Source organism: Candidatus Amarobacter glycogenicus, assembly GCF_016704105.1.
In the GTDB taxonomy this organism is placed as follows: domain Bacteria; phylum Chloroflexota; class Dehalococcoidia; order Tepidiformales; family Tepidiformaceae; genus Amarobacter; species Amarobacter glycogenicus.
The window spans coordinates 244,180-260,313 of the sequence record NZ_JADJAT010000020.1; the positions used below are offsets into that span (position 1 = coordinate 244,180).

Here is a 16,134-nt window from a genome sequence, read left to right on the forward strand (position 1 = left end):
TGCAAGTCGCGGTCGCGAACGGCAACACCACGGTGACGCTCCACACGGACCGGCCGGACGTCAAGTGCGAAGGACCAGACCGTTTCCAACACCGTCGTGCGCCTGATATCAGATAGGACGCGTCCCGGACGACCGGCAACAGCCGCACGGGCACCTACACCGAGAAGGGCGACCCGGCGCTCTGCAACAGCGTCATCCGCCTCTGCAAGGTCTGGGCGTTCGATACGCTCAATGAGATCTCGGATGGCAACGCGAACTTCACGTTCAGCGTCAACGGCACGTTCGTGAACATCAACAACATCACCGAGGGCAACCTCACCCCTGCCTGCATCCTCCTCCAGGTGACGAACGGCCTGGTGAACATCACCGAACAGCTCACCGCGGGCTTCACCGCCGAGGGCTGGACGATTAACAACCCGGCCTCCAGCGGTTCCGGCGGCACCGTCGAGTTCGAACTGAGCTCGGACGGCTGCTTCGACACCGAGGAGCGGCTCGTTGGCACGCTCGTCGGCCTCGTCCGCCAGGCAATCAGCGTCGTGACCGTTGTCACGGAAGGCGACCCGATTTGCACCGTCACCTTCCGCAACCATGACGACCAGAACAACGAACCGACCGGCGCCATCCGCGTCGAGAAGTACCTCGACATCAACGGCGACGGCGATGCCAACGACACCGGCGAAGGCCTCATCCCCGGCTGGGACGTCACGATTGCCGGCCCCGTTGTGAATGGCACCTTCGACCTGGCCGATGGCACCTACAGCTGGCTCGGCCTCGAAACCGGCGACGTCTACATGCTCACCGAGGCAACGGTCGCGGGTTACACCGTCACCAATGCCACCGTGAACGGCGTCACCATCGGCGCCTCCACCTTCGCCGGCGCGGCCGTCCCGAACGGCGGCTTCACCATCGTCCGCTTCTACAACAAGCCGCAGGGCTCGATCATCGTCCACAAGGTGGCGGTGACCCGGCAGGGCTTCGGTCCTGAGACGGATGCCCCGAACGACGACGATGGCTGGACCATCACCGTCTCCTCGGCCCAGTGCGGCATCAACATCAGCAAGCAGACGGATGCGAACGGCAACGCGGTCTTCGCGGGCCTGCCGCTCTGCACCGACTACGTCGTCAGCGAGAACCCGGTCAACGCGTCCTCGCCTGGCTTCAACCCGGTAAGCCCGGTCTCGGTCAGCGGCCAGACGCCGAACGGCCAGACCATCACCTTCAAGAACCGCAAGGACGCGGAGGACCCGCGCTGCACGGTGAACTGCGGCCCGAGCACGGCGACGCCGACCACCCCGACGACGCCTCCGACGACCGTCGTCCCGCCGACGACCACCCCGATCCCGCCGGTCATTCCTCCGGTGACGCAGGTCGCCGGTGAAAAGACGCCGGGCGCCTCGGCGACCCCGATCGCCCCGAGCACCGGTGGCGGCATCATCGGTGGCGCCACGGGCGGCACGAACCTCGTCCTCATCATCGCGGGCATCCTGGCCCTCACCAGTGGCCTGAGCTTCGTCGCTCTCGGCCGCAAGAGCCGCCGCTAACCGCTAGCGGTACCGCCAACCACCACGAAGGCCCCGGGAAACCGGGGCCTTCGTCTTGTCCCCCAACCCGGCCCCTTTGAGGCGGCCGGCGTGGCCGGGGGGGTGGGGGAGCGGGGGGGGCGGGGGGGGGGGGCGGGCGGCCGCGCGGGGGGGGGGGGGGGGCCCGGGGGGGGGGGGGGGGGGCGCCTCGGTGGATGCGTTGGGGAGGCGGGCCAGTCATGGCCCGCGTGGTCGGAAGCGCACGGATAGCCCGCGGAAGCCCGTGCGCGCTCTCGCCCGGGGGGGTCGTGGTATGCCACGCACGCGAGGCATAACTGCCTCGCCTCGATGAATGCGTTGGGGAGGCGGGCCAGTCATGGCCCGCGTGGCCGGAAGCACACGGATAGCCCGCGGAAACCCGTGCACGCCCCGCGCCCGGGGGTGTCGCGGTATGCCACGCACGCGAGGCATGACTGCCTCGCCTCGATGAATGCGTTGGGGAGGCGGGCCAGTCATGGCCCGCGTGGCCGGGGTGCCGGGGCGGGCGGGCCCTCGCGGGGGTCGTGGTATGCCACGCGCGGGCGGCCGCCCGGGGAGGGGGGGGGGGGGGCCGGGGGGGGGGGGGGGGGGCGGGGGTGTCGGGGTGCCACGCACGCGAGGCATGACTGCCTCGCCTCGGTGGGTGCGTTGGGGAGGCGGGCCAGTCATGGCCCGCGTGGCCGGAAGCACACGGACGGCCCGCGGAAACCCGCGCACGAGGCCCGCCTGTTCCCTGTTCCCCGTTCCCGCTACGCTCCCACTGTGGCAGACCCGTTCTCGCTGGCAGGCAAGACCGCAGTCGTGACCGGCGGCTCGCGCGGCATCGGCTACGCAATCGCCCGCGCCTACATCGATGCCGGCGCGCGCGTCGTCATCACGGCCCGCAGCGAAACCCAGCTCCACGAAGCCGCCGGCAGCCTCGGCCCGAACTGCATCGGCCAACGCTGCGACAATGCCGACCCGGCCGCCATCGCCGCCATGGTCGAGCGTGTCGCCGCCCTCGCGCCCATCGATATCCTCGTCAACAACGCCGGCATCAGCCCCTACTTCAAGCGTGTCGAACACGTCACCGTCGAAGACTTCGATGCGGTCGTCGATGTCAACATGCGCGGCACCTACTTCGCCTCGGTCGAAGCGGCGAAGCGGATGTTCGAAACCGGCGGCGGCTGCATCGTGAACGTCACCTCTGTCACCGGCATCGTCCCGGTCGAACGCCAGGGCGTGTACGCGGCCACGAAAGCGGCCGTCCACCAGCTGACCAAGGTGATGGCGCTCGAATGGGCCGACAGCAACGTGCGCGTCAACGCCATCGCCCCGGGCTGGGTGAACACCGAACTGACCGGCAGCCTGCTCGAAAGCCGCCACGGCGAAGGGCTGCTCGCCGATATCCCGATGGGCCGCGCCGCCACCCCGGATGACATCGGCGGTACCGCCGTCTGGCTCGCCTCGGATGCCGCGCGCTACGTCACCGGCAGCATCGTCGTCGTCGATGGCGGGCGGCAGCTCCGGTGAGCGCCGATCCCCAGGGCCGGGACCTGCTCGCGCTCGCCGTCGAAATCGCCGCCGAGGCCGCGGTCATCGTCGCCAAGTACGCGGCTGAACGCACCTACGCCATCGAGACAAAGTCCTCGCCCACCGACCTTGTCACCGAGGCGGACCGCGAATCCGAAGCGCTCATCGTCCGCGCCATCCTCGCGGCGCGCCCGCACGACGGCCTCCTCGGCGAAGAAGGCGCCAGCCGCGAAGGCGCCTCCGGCATCCGCTGGGTGATCGACCCGATCGACGGCACAACGAACTTCGTCTACGGCATCCCGGCCTACAGCGTCTCCATCGGCGTCGAACGAGACGGCCAGGTGATTGCAGGCGTCGTCCACGATGTCGCGTTGAAAGAGGCCTACACGGCTTCGCTTGGCGGTGGCGCCCACCTCAACGGCCTGCCGATCCATGTCTCCGCCAGGGCCGACCTTTCGGCCTCGCTCTGGGGCATCGGCTTCGCCTACGACCCGCACCGGCGCGGGGAACAGGCGAAGTTCTACGACCGCGTGATGACGCACATCCGCGATGTCCGCCGCATGGGTTCGGCCGCGCTCGACCTTTGCCGCGTGGCTTCCGGGCAACTCGATGGCTACTGGGAGTTCCAGCTGAACGCGTGGGACATCGCCGCGGGCGGGATCATCGCGCGGGAGGCCGGCGCCGTCACTCGCGGCTTCCACGGGTACACGTTCGAAGAGGGCTACGTCCTCGCCTCGAACCCGGCCCTCAACGCGCCGATGCTCGCCGTGCTGGATGCCTACCGCTAGGCGTGCCGCTCGCGCATCGTCCACCAGGTGAGCACCGCCATCGCCGCGAGGACAGCGGCGGCCACGCGGAAACCCGCCTCGTATCCCGCCTGGCTCGTGCCAATCATGCCGATGACGATCGGCCCCGAAGCGCCCGCCAGCGCGAGGAACAGCGCCTGCAACCCCATGATCCGGCCGAAGTAGGGGCCGGCGAATCGCTCGGAGTTCACCAGCGCGCGGAGCGGGAAGACGGCCCCGAAGACGGCCCCAAAGACCGCGATGTACACCCAGACCTGCCACCACTCGCCCGCGCTGCTCGCGAGCCACGCCGCCACCGCGAGGAGGCCGAAGCACACCGCCAGCAGCGTCGCACTCGGGGCTCGGCCCGAAAGCATCGGCAGGATGAGCCTCCCCGGGAGGCTGACGATGCCGGTGACCGCGATGGCGCTGGCGACTGCCCCTTCATCGAAACCGCGCGTCTCCAGCTGGGAGATCATATGGAAGGAGAAGCCGCTGATCGCCATGGAAGCGCCGAAGAACGCCAGGGTGAACATCCAGAAGCGCGTGTCGGCGTGGCCGAGGCCCTCGCGCGTCTCGCTGAGGAACCGCCGCGGCGTCAGGCGCGGCCCTGCCTCGCGCGCCTCGAACGGCTCGTGCAGGAGCGCCGGCACGAGCGTCCCCACGGCAGCCAGGAGCAGGCCGAGGATAACCACGGCCTGGCGCCATCCGAATTCGTCCACCAGGTAGCGCGTCAGCGGCGTGTAGATCGTGATCGAGAACCCGCTCATGAGCGTCAGCACACCGTAGGCGTGCGGCCGGTCGATGGCCGGGAACCAGCGGTTCATGAGGACGTAGACGGGTTCGTAGAAGGTCGCTGCCATGGCCGGGCCACAGACGAATCCCAGCACCAGGATGAGCTGCCAGTCGGACTGCACCGCGCCGAGCAGGGAGAGGCCGGCGCAGCCAAGGATGGCGCCCCCCGCCAACAGTCGGCGGCTCCCGAGGATGTCCGCCACGGTGCCGGCGAAGATGCCGGCGACTCCGGAGACGAGCCGGGCGAGGCCGACACCGAGCGATACCGTCCCGGCGCCGAATTCGCCGCCGGGGCCTGATTCCGTGACGAGCACGCTAAAGGCGTAGGAGAGCGTGCCGTAGCTGGTATTGATGAGCATCGCCGCGGCGAAGACCTGGAGCCAGCGGCGCGAAAACGCGGCTTCCAGGCTGCGCGAGACGGTGATGGCCACCGCCGCAGTCTAGCAGATCATCGGAAATTTACGATGGCCTACTTGCCGGGTGCTCCCTGCGCTGCCGGTCTGTCGAGGACTCCCGCCACCTGGATTTCGAGCAGCCGAAGCGCATACACCGCCAGCCCAAGGTAGAGGCCCGCGCCCATCACCGGCGTCGAGAGGCGTTTCAGGAACGTAGCGTCGGAGAGCAGGCCCGCGGCGAAGCCGATGATTCCGAGGTTCACCGCCACGAAGATCACCTGGTCCAGCCGGTTCCCGCGCTTGCCGATGGTGGCCGCCATCAGCATGGCGAAGATCGAGTTCGTCATGAGGCCGATGAACTGCGAATGGTCCAGGGCGAGCAGCTGGTTCTCAGGGGCCAGGTCGAAGTCGCCTTCGTACTTGATGACGATGTACTGAGCGAGGCCGATGACGAAGAGCAGGCCGATGGCGGCCATGAGTGCATGCCGCCCCGGGCTCGGCTGCATCAAGTCGACGCTTCGGAAGTGCGGCCACATGCGCTTGATGAAGATCCCCATTCCGGCGATCTGGAGAAGGATCGCGACCGGCGCGAGCGGGATGATGTCGAGCAGGATCGAGAGCATCAGGCACACCCCGCCGGCGAAAGGGAACACCATCTGGATGATCCCCAGGCGGGTCGCCCTCGGCGGGTGCGGGAAGGAAAACGCCCACTCGCTCATCGCTAACCCGACCGGGACCAGGAAGCCGACGACCATCGTTGCGGGATGAGCTCCTTCGCCATCGGTCGGCAGGTACTTATCGCCCGTGGCGAGCTGCAGGCCCCAGAGGATGCCAAGAATGCCCCCAACGATGGACGTTCCCAGGGCCGCCAGGAACCCCCAGTGGGGCACACCGAGTTCGACGCCGCGGGCCCGTGCAAGCACCCAGAGGAACTGGCCGGCGATCACGATCGTGGAGATGGTGCCAAGCACCGGGCGCCAGTTGCCATATGTGAGCGAGAATGCGAGCACATATGCGGCGAAGGCGACGATTGCCCCTACGGCCAGCCAGCGGGCGAACATGCGCTCGCGCTGCGTGAGTGGTTTGCCTTCGCCGAACAGCCAGAGCGAAGCGGCGAACACGGCCAGCGTGAGCCAGCCCAGGGTTCCGCCGTGGACGTGGCCAAGGATTCGGCGCTGGTCGAATTCGATAGCGTCGATCCCGTTCAGGATCCCGATGGTGATGGTGTAAGTGAAGACGGCCATCGCCGCCAACAAGAGTGCCCGGATCTCGGGCCACAGGACGGGTCGCGCGGCATGCGTGTCCAACTGGTAAATCCCCCTCTGCCGATGGCGCTGCGGATAGTAAAGAACTTCCGAAGGTTAAGGCAATGCCCTGGCCGGGTTGTATACGCGCGCTACAGTGTCCCGATGCCGGAGCACCTCTTCTCCCCCGGCGAGCCCGTCCTGATGCGGCACCGCCGGGATGCCTATCGCTGGGCCGCGCCGATGCGTGTCGTCGAGGATCGCGGCGACTTCGTCGCTCTGTATACCCGGCCGGGTGACACCTACGTCCACATGGGCGATGCGAACGGCCGGCCGACGCGGGACTTCTTTGCTTCGACCCGCGTCGTCCCGAGCACCTGGGTGGAACACCACTCGCTCCAGCTCATCCGCTTCGGCGACGCCCATGCGACGGTGCTCTTCTGGCGCGAAGCCACGTGGGAGTTCCGGTGCTGGTATATCAACTTCCAGGAGCCGCTCCGGCGCACAGCGCGCGGCTTCGAAACGATGGACCTCACCCTCGACATGCTCATCGCGCCCGACCGCCAGGCCTGGCAATGGAAAGACGAAGACGAATTCGAGAACGGCATCGCCTTCGGCTGGTACACCGGCGAACAACTGGAGCAGATGAAAGCGTACGGCCTTGGCGTACTCGAACAGGCTCGCTCCGGCGCCGCGCCCTTTGGGGAGTCCTGGCCGGACTGGCGTCCCGACGCTGGATGGGGGCCGCTCCATCTGCCGGAAGACTGGGACCAGTAGGCGGCTGAAGCACCTCTCAGCAGCCTCTCCCGCCGCGCTTTCCCCGGTGCCGCTCCAGCACGCGGAAGATCGTGCGCCGCGAAAGCCCAAACATCTTCGCCAGGTCGTCAACGGTCGTGCCGTCGCGCTTCGCTGCCGCCAGGATGCTGGCATCGCGCCCGACGCGAAGCATGGTCGTCGCGCCGCCGTTGATCTCGTAACGGCAGCGCGGCAACGGACAGCGCAGGCAGGATGCATACAGGTCGCATCCCTTATCCCGGTAGTCGACGTGTTCCGGCAGCGCATCGCTGCGGGCGGGCAGTTCCAGGACTTCCATCTGGCGGATCTCCGATCACGGTCTGTTGTGACGAGGAGAATAGAACGAATGTTCTACAGTTTCAACAGCGCAACAACCCGTCGCGCAAATGTCGACAGCGGTTGGCCATCGGCAGCGCGGGCCCGCGCCAGGGCCTGACGCGGTGCCATCGGCGGCTCGCTTGCGGCGGTTCCGCCCGGCAACCGTGGAAGGATGCCAGGACCAGACGATGCATCCGCGCGGCTCGTGCTCTCGCCGGAAGAAGAGCAGGCCTATGAACAGCACGACCTGCGCCGCGCCGTCTGGGCATACCTCTCCGAACTCCGCCACAGTGCCGACTTCGTCAAGCTCGCCGCCCCGGCGGCATCGATGATGCGGGTCATCCTCGCGCTCGGCGACGAACCGGGAGACCGCGCCGCCGCGATCGCTGAATCCGCTGTCCTGGGCGGCATCCTTCACGGTATCGCCCCGCGCGACGGCGCCGGTTGGACCGTGGCCGAACAGCACTTCGACGAGAAGACGCTCGAGGACTTGCGCCACTGGACACCGATCGAGGGATGGTTCGGCCATCCGCCCGGCGAATACTGCGCCTGTGGTTGCCGTTGGCGGGCCGGAGAGGCCGCGCCAGCGCGGCCTCGGACGAGTTAGTTCAGGCCGATTCCCGTGATGTCTTTGAGCCACTGATCCGTGGGGATGGTGCTGCTCGCGAGGGTGATCCGGCCGGTGTCATCCATCACGAAGACCGTCGAAGCGCCGATCTCCGTGAGCGTGAAGCGCACTGCGCCCAGCCGGAGGTTATCCATCCGGGTGCCGTTGATCGTCGCGATCGCCCCCGCCCTCGCGCCCGCCTTCTCGCCGAGCGTTGCCAGGCTCACGCCTTCATAGGTCTTGCCACCTACCGTGATCTTCTCTTTCGGCAGGGCCAGGAACTCGCTTCGCAGGGGGGCGTAAAGCTTGCCCGCGAAGGCGACCTGGATGATCGGCAGATGGTCCGGGATGGGCGTCGGTTGCGCGACTGGAGTGTCCGGCACCTGGGGCTGTTCGTTCGAACCGGTCGTCGGCGTCGCGAAGACGGTCGCGGTTGGCTCCACGCCAGGGTCTTCGTCTGCACCGTCGCCGCATGCGGCCGCTCCAAACAGGATCGCAAGCGGGACGGAGGCCAACAAGAGTCGTCTCATCAGTTCTCTCCAGGGAGGGGGCAGATCTGAGGGTAGGCAGCGGCGTAGTACAGGGCAAACCGGCGGGTTAACCGGTGGTTCAGGGGGCGGGCGTGACGCTCGGCGTGGTGGTTTCGGCCTGGGCGGGCTGCTCTGTGCTGGTCGCGCTCGGATCAGGCGTGGCGCTCGCGGTTGGCGGTGGAGTCGGGGTACCCGTCGGTGTGGCGGGCGGAGTGGCGGTGGACGTTGGCGTCTGCGTCGCTGGCGGGGTGGAAGTGGCCGTCTCCGTGGCGGACGGTGTAGCCGTGGGGGTCGCGGGCGGCGGCGCAAGTGCGGTGACGGTGTCGCCGATGGTAGCGGCGGCCGCTTCCGCAGGTGGCGCCAGGTCTGGCTGCCTCGTTGTCACGTCGTTGATCACGGCGACTGCGCTCCGGCCAACCGAATCGATCTGCGCCTTGCGCATGGAATCGAGTTCCTGGTTGCGGATCACCTGGCGCAAGTCCTCGAACTCGCGCTGGATGCGTTCGAGCTGCGCTTGCGAGACATCGCCCCGCTCGCTCAGTTTGTTCAGCTCCACCACGCGTGCCTGGACCTGCTGGACCTGGAGGTCGATGCGGTGGTCGCCTCGCGACATGGAGTATTCGAAGCGTTCGTTTGCGAGCTTGAAGGTGTAGTTCCAATCGCCGGGGACCGAATCGCCGGCGGTGATGAATCCGAGCGAGAGGACGCCGACGGCCGCCGCCACGCTCGCCACCGACATCGTGGCGACAGCCGTGCGCAGGGGCGAGAAAGCCGGAGCCGGGATGACAACGGGCACGACGGGTTTCGTTTCCCGCGTCGCTCCGAGGAACTTCGATTTCAGCGATGCCTCGAAGTAGTAGCTGGCGGATTCACCGTCCAGGGCAGCGGTGATCCCGCTGGTGGTATCGAGCAACGGCGTGAGCCACTCAGCGTCATCCGGGAACAGGTCCAGGACGAAATCCAGCTCGAGGCCGTCATCAACGAGGGCCTGCGCCTCTGCGAGGACTTCCGCCTGGTAGCTTGCCTTACGTTCGAAAAGCCTGGTGATCACTCGTGGCGCACCATGACCTGGAGTTTGGCGATGGCTTTGTGTTGGAGGACTTTCACGTTGTTTTCGGTCTTGCCCAGGGCTTTCGCCGTTTCCGCTACTGAAAGGCCTGCACCGAAGCGGAGGGCGATGACCTGCCGTTGCGCTTCGGGGAGCCTCTCCGCGGCCTCGCGGACGGTTGCGACGGTGAAGGCCGTCACGATGGTGTCCACGTGGTCTGGCGTCGGGTCCTGGATAGATTCCGTGAGTTGCGCGGTAGTGGTCCGGACCTTCTGGCGGCGCACGTGCGAGACAACCTCGTTACGTGCGATGCGGAAGACCCATGCACCGAAGGGGAGCCCTCGCCAGGAGAAGGAGCGGAGGTTTTCGATGATCCGGAGAAAGATCTCCGTGGTCACATCCTCTGCGTCTTCCGTCGAGGAAAGCCGGACGGAGACATAGCGGTAGACGCGAGGGAAGTAGTGATCGTACAGCGCGCTCAGCGCCGTATGATCCCCCTGTTGCGCCGCATCGACGACAGCTTGTTCGTCGAAATCCGGCGCCAGCTCGCCTACCGTAGTATTCCCCAAACCAGCCCCCTGGGCCGTGCCGGAACCTGCGGGCCGACCGTCCTCCTTTCACCATAAGCACGGATGTGCGTTCTGTACTAGAGATAACGGGTTCAGAAGGGAAAGGTTAATCGGGATCGGGAATATCCTGAGAATTCGCCCAGAGGGAATCCCGCCGCGTCCGCCCCCTCTGCGGGAGGCACACGAGGGCGGGAACCAGCTCCCCGCTGTCGCCTTCCCCCTGCTCATGGTGATTGGGGGCATCGCCGCATGGCGCATGTCGAAAAGCGATTCGACGAAGCTTGAAACCCCCACCTGGCGCGATGACTCTCTCGATGACTGGCGCAGGGAACTGTCGCTCCCCACGCCGAGCAAGCGCGACGATCCCCTGGCTGGACCTTGGACCTCTCCACCGGCGGAAGAGCATGCAGGAAACGACCCGGCACCAAAGCGGTTGGCCTGGCTGGAGTCCCGGTCGAGGGTTAAGTCAGGCACGTCAGGCTTGTGGAACAACCAGGTAGCGCCATCCCCCTGGACCCCTCGCGAATCACCGCGATTCGCGCAGGTCGCCGCCGGCCAGTCGTACGGTACACTGGGTCAGAGCGTCGCGAAGAACAACGGCCAGATCCCGTCGTCGGTGGCGAACACCGCCGTCACCGGCGTGCCACTGGAATCGGTCTGCCGGGCAGGCTCGATGGTGTCCAGCGCTCGTGGCGAACCATGCAGCAGCACCGCATGCTCGCGGACCAGGTAGCGCGTGAACTCGTGGAGCGGCCGAGGTTCCAGGTACAGGTCGCCGTTGGCCGCGATACGCCGCGTGGCGAGCGTGACGAAGTCGGCCGCCCCTCCCGCCGGTATCTGCAGGCGGGCGCCGGCCGCAGGAGCACCCCGAGAAGCGCCACCGCACCAGCGAACGCATCACCGTGCCAACCTGGCAGGTCCGGACTATACGGCTCCAGGACGGAAAGGACGCGCATCTTCCCCGTTCTCCCGCGGGAGGCAACACTGGAGGCGTGGACCTCCAGCTCGTCTCCGCTGTCGCCTTCCCCCTGCTCATGGTGATTGGAGGCATCGCCGCATGGCGCATGTCGAAAAGCGATTCGACGAAGCCTGAAACCCCCACCTGGCGCGATGACTCTCTCGATGACTGGCGCAGGGAACGCGATGCCCAGGCCGAGCAGGCGCGCACCATCCGCCCGCCCGACCCCACGCACCTTTCCACCGGCTCCGAAGAGCAGCAGGAAACGACGAAGCGGCACCAGCGGCTGGGTGGCTGACCGAAGCTGGATTCGAGACTTGGCGAGTCAGGTCCCCGCACATCAACCCGAAGCGAGCCTGCTACTCCCCCTTCTCCCAAACTTGGGAGAGGGGTGGAAGGAGACGGCCCACGCTCGTCCTGGCGAAGCTCTGGCCAGCCCCCGACATGTCTCGCCCTCAGTCGCGAACCGATCCGGACATCGGGTCAGGCTTCACAGCGCCTGGCCCTGCTACTCCCCTTCTCCCAGACTTGGGAGAAGGGGTTGGGGGATGAGGGAGTACGGCTCCGACGCTCGTCCTGGCGAAGCTCTGGCCAGCCCCAGACATGTCTCACCCTCAGTCGCGAACCGATCCGGACATCGGGTCAGACTTCACAGCGCCTGGCCCTTCTGCCCCTTCTCCCAAGCCTGGGAGAAGGGGTTGGGGGATGAGGGCGAATCCCGTACCCTACATCCGAAACTCCGAACCCCATTCGGGCTCAATCCATACCCCCAAAACGAAAACCAGGAGGCCCTCCCGTGCCCATCGACCCCTCGAAAGCCCTCGGCGCCGCGATCTCCGGCGGGACCGCGAAATGGGACCGCGACAAGGTCATCCTCTATCACCTCGGTGTCGGCGCCGGCGTCCCCCAGACGGACCCGAACGAACTCGCCTACACCTATGAGAAGGACCTGAAGGTCCTCCCCAGCTTCGGCGTCATCCCTGCATTCGCCTCGATGGGCGGCCTCGGAGCTGTCCCCGGCCTCTCGTTCAACCCGATGATGCTTCTGCACGGCGAACAGGACCTCGAGATCAAGAAGGCTATCCCGGTCGAGGCCGAAGTCGAGACCAACGGCCGGGTCGCCGGCATCTACGACAAGGGCAAGGCCGCCCTCGTCGTCATCGAGACCGAGACGAAGGTGAAAGGCGAGAGCGACCCGCTCTTCGTGAACCGCTTCTCCCTGTTCCTTCGCGGCGAAGGTGGCTTCGGCGGCGATAGCGGTCCGGCTGCGGGCAATGCCGCTCCCGACCGTGCCCCCGACAATGTCGTCGAGTCGCCGACCATCCCCCAACAGGCCCTCCTTTACCGCCTGAGCGGCGACAAGAACCCGCTCCACGCCGACCCGGGCTTCGCCAAGATGGGCGGCTTTGATACGCCCATCCTCCACGGGCTCTGCTCCTTCGGCATTGTCTGCAAGGCCGTCGTCGACAACGCGCTCGGCGGCGACACCTCGAAGGTCGCCCGCTACCAGGCACGCTTCGCCGGCGTGTTCTTCCCGGGCGAGACGATGGTCACCTCGTACTGGAAAGACGGCAACACCATCCTGGTCGAGTCGAAGTCGAAGGAACGCGGCACCGCAGTCATCTCCAACGCGGCGATCACGGTCCGGTAGGCTCCCCGGCCCGGGCACGGCCTGCCGGTAAAGAGGGCTGGGCAACGACATCGCGGAATCACTACAATCCCGGCTTCACGAGTTGGGAGGTGCCGCGATGCCCATTCGTAGCCGCGAGTCGCCGTTCTTCCTTGGCGGCCTGCTCGTCATGTTCGCCGTGGCGGCGGCGCTCATCGGGGGCGGCGGCCCGGCCCGGCGCGCTCACGGCGATGCGCCCTTGTTTCGCCAGTTTGTTCCCGGTGTCGCAAGCGACAGCGCGGATCCGGCTTTCGCCAGCTTCTGCGAGGGCGACGTCCCCAGCTACCTGGGTCAGCAGGGCGCGCTGAGGGTGGTCCGAAACAGCATCATCGCGGGGACAAAGACCGGGCTCGTCGTGTTCGAGTTCACCAACCCCTGTGATTCCCCCATTGTCCCGCCGGTTCTCGACCTGTCCATTTCGGGAGGCGGGCAAGTCATCGACGCGACCGCCGGGGGCTTCCCGAGCGTGATCGGCCCCGGCCAGAGGGGATTCCTCACCGCGATGTGGTACACGCCATCGCTCACTGTCCTGCCGGACCCGACGGTCGAAGTGGCCGGTGCTCCCGGTAAGGTCTGGGACGATCTCATCGCCGGGGCCCGCGCCCTGACGGTCGACGCGAATGGGAACGATGCAAACTCCCCTGAGTTCGATGCGGGCAGCATCCTCCCGTCCGGAGCCGGCAACAGGTGGAGCGTGGTGGCGCATACCGGTGGGAAGCCGCCGGCCTGGCCTCCCTATCTCTGGCTTACCGGCACGTGTGCCGATGGGACCCTCGGTATCGGTCGTTTCTTCCCCGACGGCTACGGCTACAACCCGGCGGAGACGGTTTTCGAGGGGTTCACGAGCTGGCTCGACTGCCAGCCCGAACGGCCCTCGATAGTCGGGCCTGCGATTGATGATCTCTGGATGGAGGCAGCGATCGGCGGCCCGAAGAACACCGTGTTCCTGGATGACCTGTCTCTCGATCAGACGGCGCCTGGCGCCTTCAGGCTCGCCGCCAACGTCATCAACACCAACACCGTCCCCGGAAGGCCCTCCACTTACTCGTTTGTCCTGGGCAAGCCGGGTAGCCCACCGTTCCAGTTCGCCGTGCCCGGCTCTGAGGTCTGGTCCCCCGGCCTGCAGGGCAGCATCGTCATCAACAATATCCCCGGCGATGTCGATGACTTTACCTCGGCTTCGGGCCAGGTCTCCGGGACGGTGGCTGTTCCGGGCCGGCCGGTCGCTGGCTGGGAGCTGCCGCCCACGATTGTTTGGAGCGATGGGACTGCCTCGGGGCCTTACGCGAATCTTGTCGTCGTCCCGAACGCGGATGCACTCAAAGCCGCCCTTTCGGCCGACGGCTTCACCTACCGGACGTGGCGCCTGTACCGCGATGGCGTCCGATTCCTCCGGGAGTCCACCATTATCCCCTTCGCCACCCTGGCGCCGGCGCTCGACGAGCAACTTCCGCTCTCCGACGCACTCGACCTTGATGAACGGATCGACGAGTTGGAAGCGGCGACCCGCGCCAGGGAAACGCGGTTCAGGGCAGTGCCCTCGGCGATACCGCCGTAGGTCGTGCGCTGTCTCCTTTGCGGTCAGATCCACGGAAACGCCGCAATCGCGCACAATCGTTGGCATGATCGTCGCCGACCTTGCCTCGGTTTCGCGTGTCCATGGCGGCCGCACCATCTTCAGGGGCCTCTCCTGGTCGCTCCAGGATGGTGAGAAGATCGGCCTCGTTGGCCCCAGTGGCTGGGGCAAGACCACGCTTATCAAGTTGCTGGCCGGCGAGGATGCACCCGACGCCGGCGCCGTCACGCTCCGTCGCGGCGCGAGGGTCGCCTACCTTCCCCAGGACTTCGCCGGGCAACCCGGGCGCACCGCATTCGAAGAACTGCTCGCCTCATCGGCCGACATCGCCGAGCTGGAAGCGGCCTGCACTGCCGCCGAACAGCAGCTCGCCGACCCCGCCACCCTGGAAGATCCCGACACCTTCGACCGCGTGCTCCACGAACATGCCGACTTGCTCGAACGGTACGAGAAGGCCGGCGGCGGCGCCGTGCGTAACCGCGCCGAGGCGCTCCTCCGTTCGCTCGGTTTCGATGAGGATGCCTGGGCCCGCCCGATGGAGCTGCTCTCCGGCGGCCAGCGCAAGCTCATCGGCATCGCCCGCTGCCTGCTCGCCGAGCCAGACCTGCTCCTGCTCGACGAACCGGATAACCACCTGGACCTCGAACGCAAGACGATGCTCGAAAAGGTCATCCGCCAGTTCCCCGGCTGCGCCGTCGTCATATCGCACGACCGCTACCTGCTCGACGAGGTGGCGAATGTCATCTGCGAGCTTGACTACTCACGCGAAGAAGGCATCGTCCTTCGCCGCTGGGAAGGCAACTACACCAGCTACGTCAGCCAGAAAGAGCTCGCCCTCCTCCGCCAGCAACAGCAGTTCGTCGCCCAGCAGAAAGAGATCGAACGCCTCGAAGCAGCGATCGCGCGCTTCAAACTCTGGGCATCCATCGTCATCGATGAGCGTCACATCAAGCAGGCGCGCAACAAGCAGCGACAGATCGACTCCATGGACAAGGTCGAGCGGCCGGTGCTGGAGCGGCGGAAGATGCGGCTTTCGTTCCGGCCGTCCAACCGCGGCGGCGCCAAGACGCTCGAACTGCGCCACCTGGCGAAAGCATTCGGCGCGAAAACCATCCTGCGCGATGCCGACGAAGTCGTGCTCAACGGCGAGCGCATCGGCATCGTCGGGCCGAACGGCGCGGGGAAGTCGGTCCTGCTCAAACTGATCCTCGGGCAGCTGCCTGCCGATTCTGGCGAGGTCTGGGTCGGCCCCAGCGTACGCACCGGCTACTACGCGCAGGAGCACGAGACCCTGAACATGCGCCAGACACCGGTGGAAGCTATCCGGGAAGTGAAGCCCATGTACGAAGGCGAGGCGGTCGCGCAGTTGCAGCGCTTCCTCCTCCCTTACGCGGCCACTTCCCAGCCCATCGCGAAGCTCAGCGGCGGCGAGAAATCTCGTGTGCAGCTGGCCCGCCTCATGCAGCTCGGCGCCAACTGCCTCGTGCTGGATGAACCCACCAACAACCTGGACATCCCTGCCGCCGAAGTCCTGGAAGAAGCACTCGAAAGCTTCCCCGGTACGGTTATCGTCGTCTCTCACGACCGTTACCTGCTGGACCGGCTCGTCGACCGGGTGATCGAGGTCCGCGACGGCCGCATCCGCAGCTTCGCGGGCGGCTACAGCAATTACCTGGAACAGGTGAACGCGCCGCCGGTGATAGCGACCGCATCGGAAGCCCATGCCGGTGAGAGGGCGAAAGCCGCCTTCCAGGCGAAGCGCCGGAGAGGATGA

The 16,134-nt window shown here is 66.8% G+C and carries 16 protein-coding genes; 9 read left to right on the plus strand and 7 right to left on the minus strand.

Translation table 11 applies throughout. From position 1 onward, the window contains the following. The first annotated feature begins 284 nt into the window (after positions 1-284). The 3 genes from IPG14_RS15525 (at position 285) to IPG14_RS15535 (ending at position 3,859) form a co-directional block, all read left to right on the plus strand. The gene (locus IPG14_RS15525; protein ID WP_343392428.1) at positions 285-1,541 is read left to right on the plus strand and encodes a hypothetical protein; all 1,257 of its coding nucleotides are present in this window, start codon (positions 285-287) and stop codon (positions 1,539-1,541) included. A 780-nt stretch (positions 1,542-2,321) separates the two neighbouring features. Beyond that, positions 2,322-3,071: an SDR family oxidoreductase gene (locus IPG14_RS15530; RefSeq protein ID WP_343392429.1), complete on the plus strand. Its 750-nt coding sequence runs from the start codon at positions 2,322-2,324 to the stop codon at positions 3,069-3,071. Continuing rightward, on the plus strand, positions 3,068-3,859 hold the full coding sequence (locus tag IPG14_RS15535) for an inositol monophosphatase family protein (RefSeq protein WP_343392430.1): 792 nt from the start codon (positions 3,068-3,070) through the stop codon (positions 3,857-3,859). Before IPG14_RS15530 ends, IPG14_RS15535 begins: the two co-directional genes overlap by 4 nt. Here the strand turns inward: IPG14_RS15535 and IPG14_RS15540 are convergent. Further along, positions 3,856-5,082: an MFS transporter gene (locus IPG14_RS15540; protein WP_343392431.1), complete on the minus strand. Its 1,227-nt coding sequence runs from the start codon at positions 5,080-5,082 to the stop codon at positions 3,856-3,858. The two genes, IPG14_RS15535 and IPG14_RS15540, sit on opposite strands and share 4 nt — an antisense overlap. 38 nt (positions 5,083-5,120) lie before the next feature. After that, complete coding sequence (locus tag IPG14_RS15545; RefSeq protein ID WP_343392432.1) at positions 5,121-6,353, minus strand: hypothetical protein; 1,233 nt, start codon at positions 6,351-6,353, stop codon at positions 5,121-5,123. Between the two features lie 102 nt (positions 6,354-6,455). Here IPG14_RS15545 and IPG14_RS15550 point away from each other — a divergent pair, with 102 nt between their 5' ends. After that, entirely contained in the window at positions 6,456-7,067 is a 612-nt protein-coding gene (locus IPG14_RS15550) for a DUF402 domain-containing protein (RefSeq protein ID WP_343387146.1), read from the plus strand. Positions 7,068-7,083: 16 nt separating this feature from the next. Here IPG14_RS15550 and IPG14_RS15555 read toward each other — a convergent pair whose 3' ends face one another. After that, entirely contained in the window at positions 7,084-7,383 is a 300-nt protein-coding gene (locus IPG14_RS15555) for a hypothetical protein (RefSeq protein ID WP_343387145.1), read from the minus strand. A gap of 192 nt (positions 7,384-7,575) precedes the next feature. Here IPG14_RS15555 and IPG14_RS15560 point away from each other — a divergent pair, with 192 nt between their 5' ends. Continuing rightward, positions 7,576-8,010, plus strand: coding sequence for a hypothetical protein (locus tag IPG14_RS15560; RefSeq protein ID WP_343392433.1), 435 nt, complete (start codon positions 7,576-7,578; stop codon positions 8,008-8,010). On the opposite strand, the gene IPG14_RS15565 is transcribed toward IPG14_RS15560, so the two are convergent. The 4 genes from IPG14_RS15565 to IPG14_RS15580 all read right to left on the minus strand — a co-directional run bounded on the left by IPG14_RS15565 (position 8,007) and on the right by IPG14_RS15580 (position 10,868). Next, a complete protein-coding gene (locus IPG14_RS15565; protein WP_343392434.1) occupies positions 8,007-8,540 on the minus strand; it encodes a hypothetical protein in 534 nt (177 codons plus the stop codon). The genes IPG14_RS15560 and IPG14_RS15565 overlap by 4 nt on opposite strands. 79 nt (positions 8,541-8,619) lie before the next feature. After that, on the minus strand, positions 8,620-9,591 hold the full coding sequence (locus IPG14_RS15570; RefSeq protein ID WP_343389206.1) for a hypothetical protein: 972 nt from the start codon (positions 9,589-9,591) through the stop codon (positions 8,620-8,622). Beyond that, a complete protein-coding gene (locus IPG14_RS15575; RefSeq protein ID WP_343387141.1) occupies positions 9,588-10,157 on the minus strand; it encodes a sigma-70 family RNA polymerase sigma factor in 570 nt (189 codons plus the stop codon). The genes IPG14_RS15570 and IPG14_RS15575 overlap by 4 nt, the downstream gene beginning before the upstream one ends. Before the next feature lie 576 nt (positions 10,158-10,733). Beyond that, the gene (locus IPG14_RS15580) at positions 10,734-10,868 is read right to left on the minus strand and encodes a hypothetical protein (protein ID WP_343392435.1); all 135 of its coding nucleotides are present in this window, start codon (positions 10,866-10,868) and stop codon (positions 10,734-10,736) included. A gap of 281 nt (positions 10,869-11,149) precedes the next feature. On the opposite strand from IPG14_RS15580, the gene IPG14_RS15585 reads away from it, so the two are divergent. The 4 genes from IPG14_RS15585 (at position 11,150) to abc-f (ending at position 16,134) form a co-directional block, all read left to right on the plus strand. Then, the gene (locus IPG14_RS15585) at positions 11,150-11,413 is read left to right on the plus strand and encodes a hypothetical protein (RefSeq protein WP_343392436.1); all 264 of its coding nucleotides are present in this window, start codon (positions 11,150-11,152) and stop codon (positions 11,411-11,413) included. A gap of 498 nt (positions 11,414-11,911) precedes the next feature. Continuing rightward, positions 11,912-12,766: a MaoC/PaaZ C-terminal domain-containing protein gene (locus IPG14_RS15590; RefSeq protein WP_343387138.1), complete on the plus strand. Its 855-nt coding sequence runs from the start codon at positions 11,912-11,914 to the stop codon at positions 12,764-12,766. A gap of 97 nt (positions 12,767-12,863) precedes the next feature. Beyond that, positions 12,864-14,342, plus strand: coding sequence for a hypothetical protein (locus IPG14_RS15595; protein WP_343392437.1), 1,479 nt, complete (start codon positions 12,864-12,866; stop codon positions 14,340-14,342). A 64-nt stretch (positions 14,343-14,406) separates the two neighbouring features. After that, complete coding sequence (gene abc-f / locus IPG14_RS15600; protein WP_343392438.1) at positions 14,407-16,134, plus strand: ribosomal protection-like ABC-F family protein; 1,728 nt, start codon at positions 14,407-14,409, stop codon at positions 16,132-16,134.

Coding starts and splice junctions, on each gene's coding strand:
- IPG14_RS15550 (WP_343387146.1), top strand. CDS start 6,456: ATGCCGGAGCACCTCTTCTCCCCCGGCGAGCCCGTCCTGATGCGGCAC.
- IPG14_RS15560 (WP_343392433.1), top strand. CDS start 7,576: ATGCCAGGACCAGACGATGCATCCGCGCGGCTCGTGCTCTCGCCGGAA.
- IPG14_RS15595 (WP_343392437.1), top strand. CDS start 12,864: ATGCCCATTCGTAGCCGCGAGTCGCCGTTCTTCCTTGGCGGCCTGCTC.
- IPG14_RS15555 (WP_343387145.1), bottom strand. CDS start 7,383: ATGGAAGTCCTGGAACTGCCCGCCCGCAGCGATGCGCTGCCGGAACAC.
- IPG14_RS15565 (WP_343392434.1), bottom strand. CDS start 8,540: ATGAGACGACTCTTGTTGGCCTCCGTCCCGCTTGCGATCCTGTTTGGA.
- abc-f (WP_343392438.1), top strand. CDS start 14,407: ATGATCGTCGCCGACCTTGCCTCGGTTTCGCGTGTCCATGGCGGCCGC.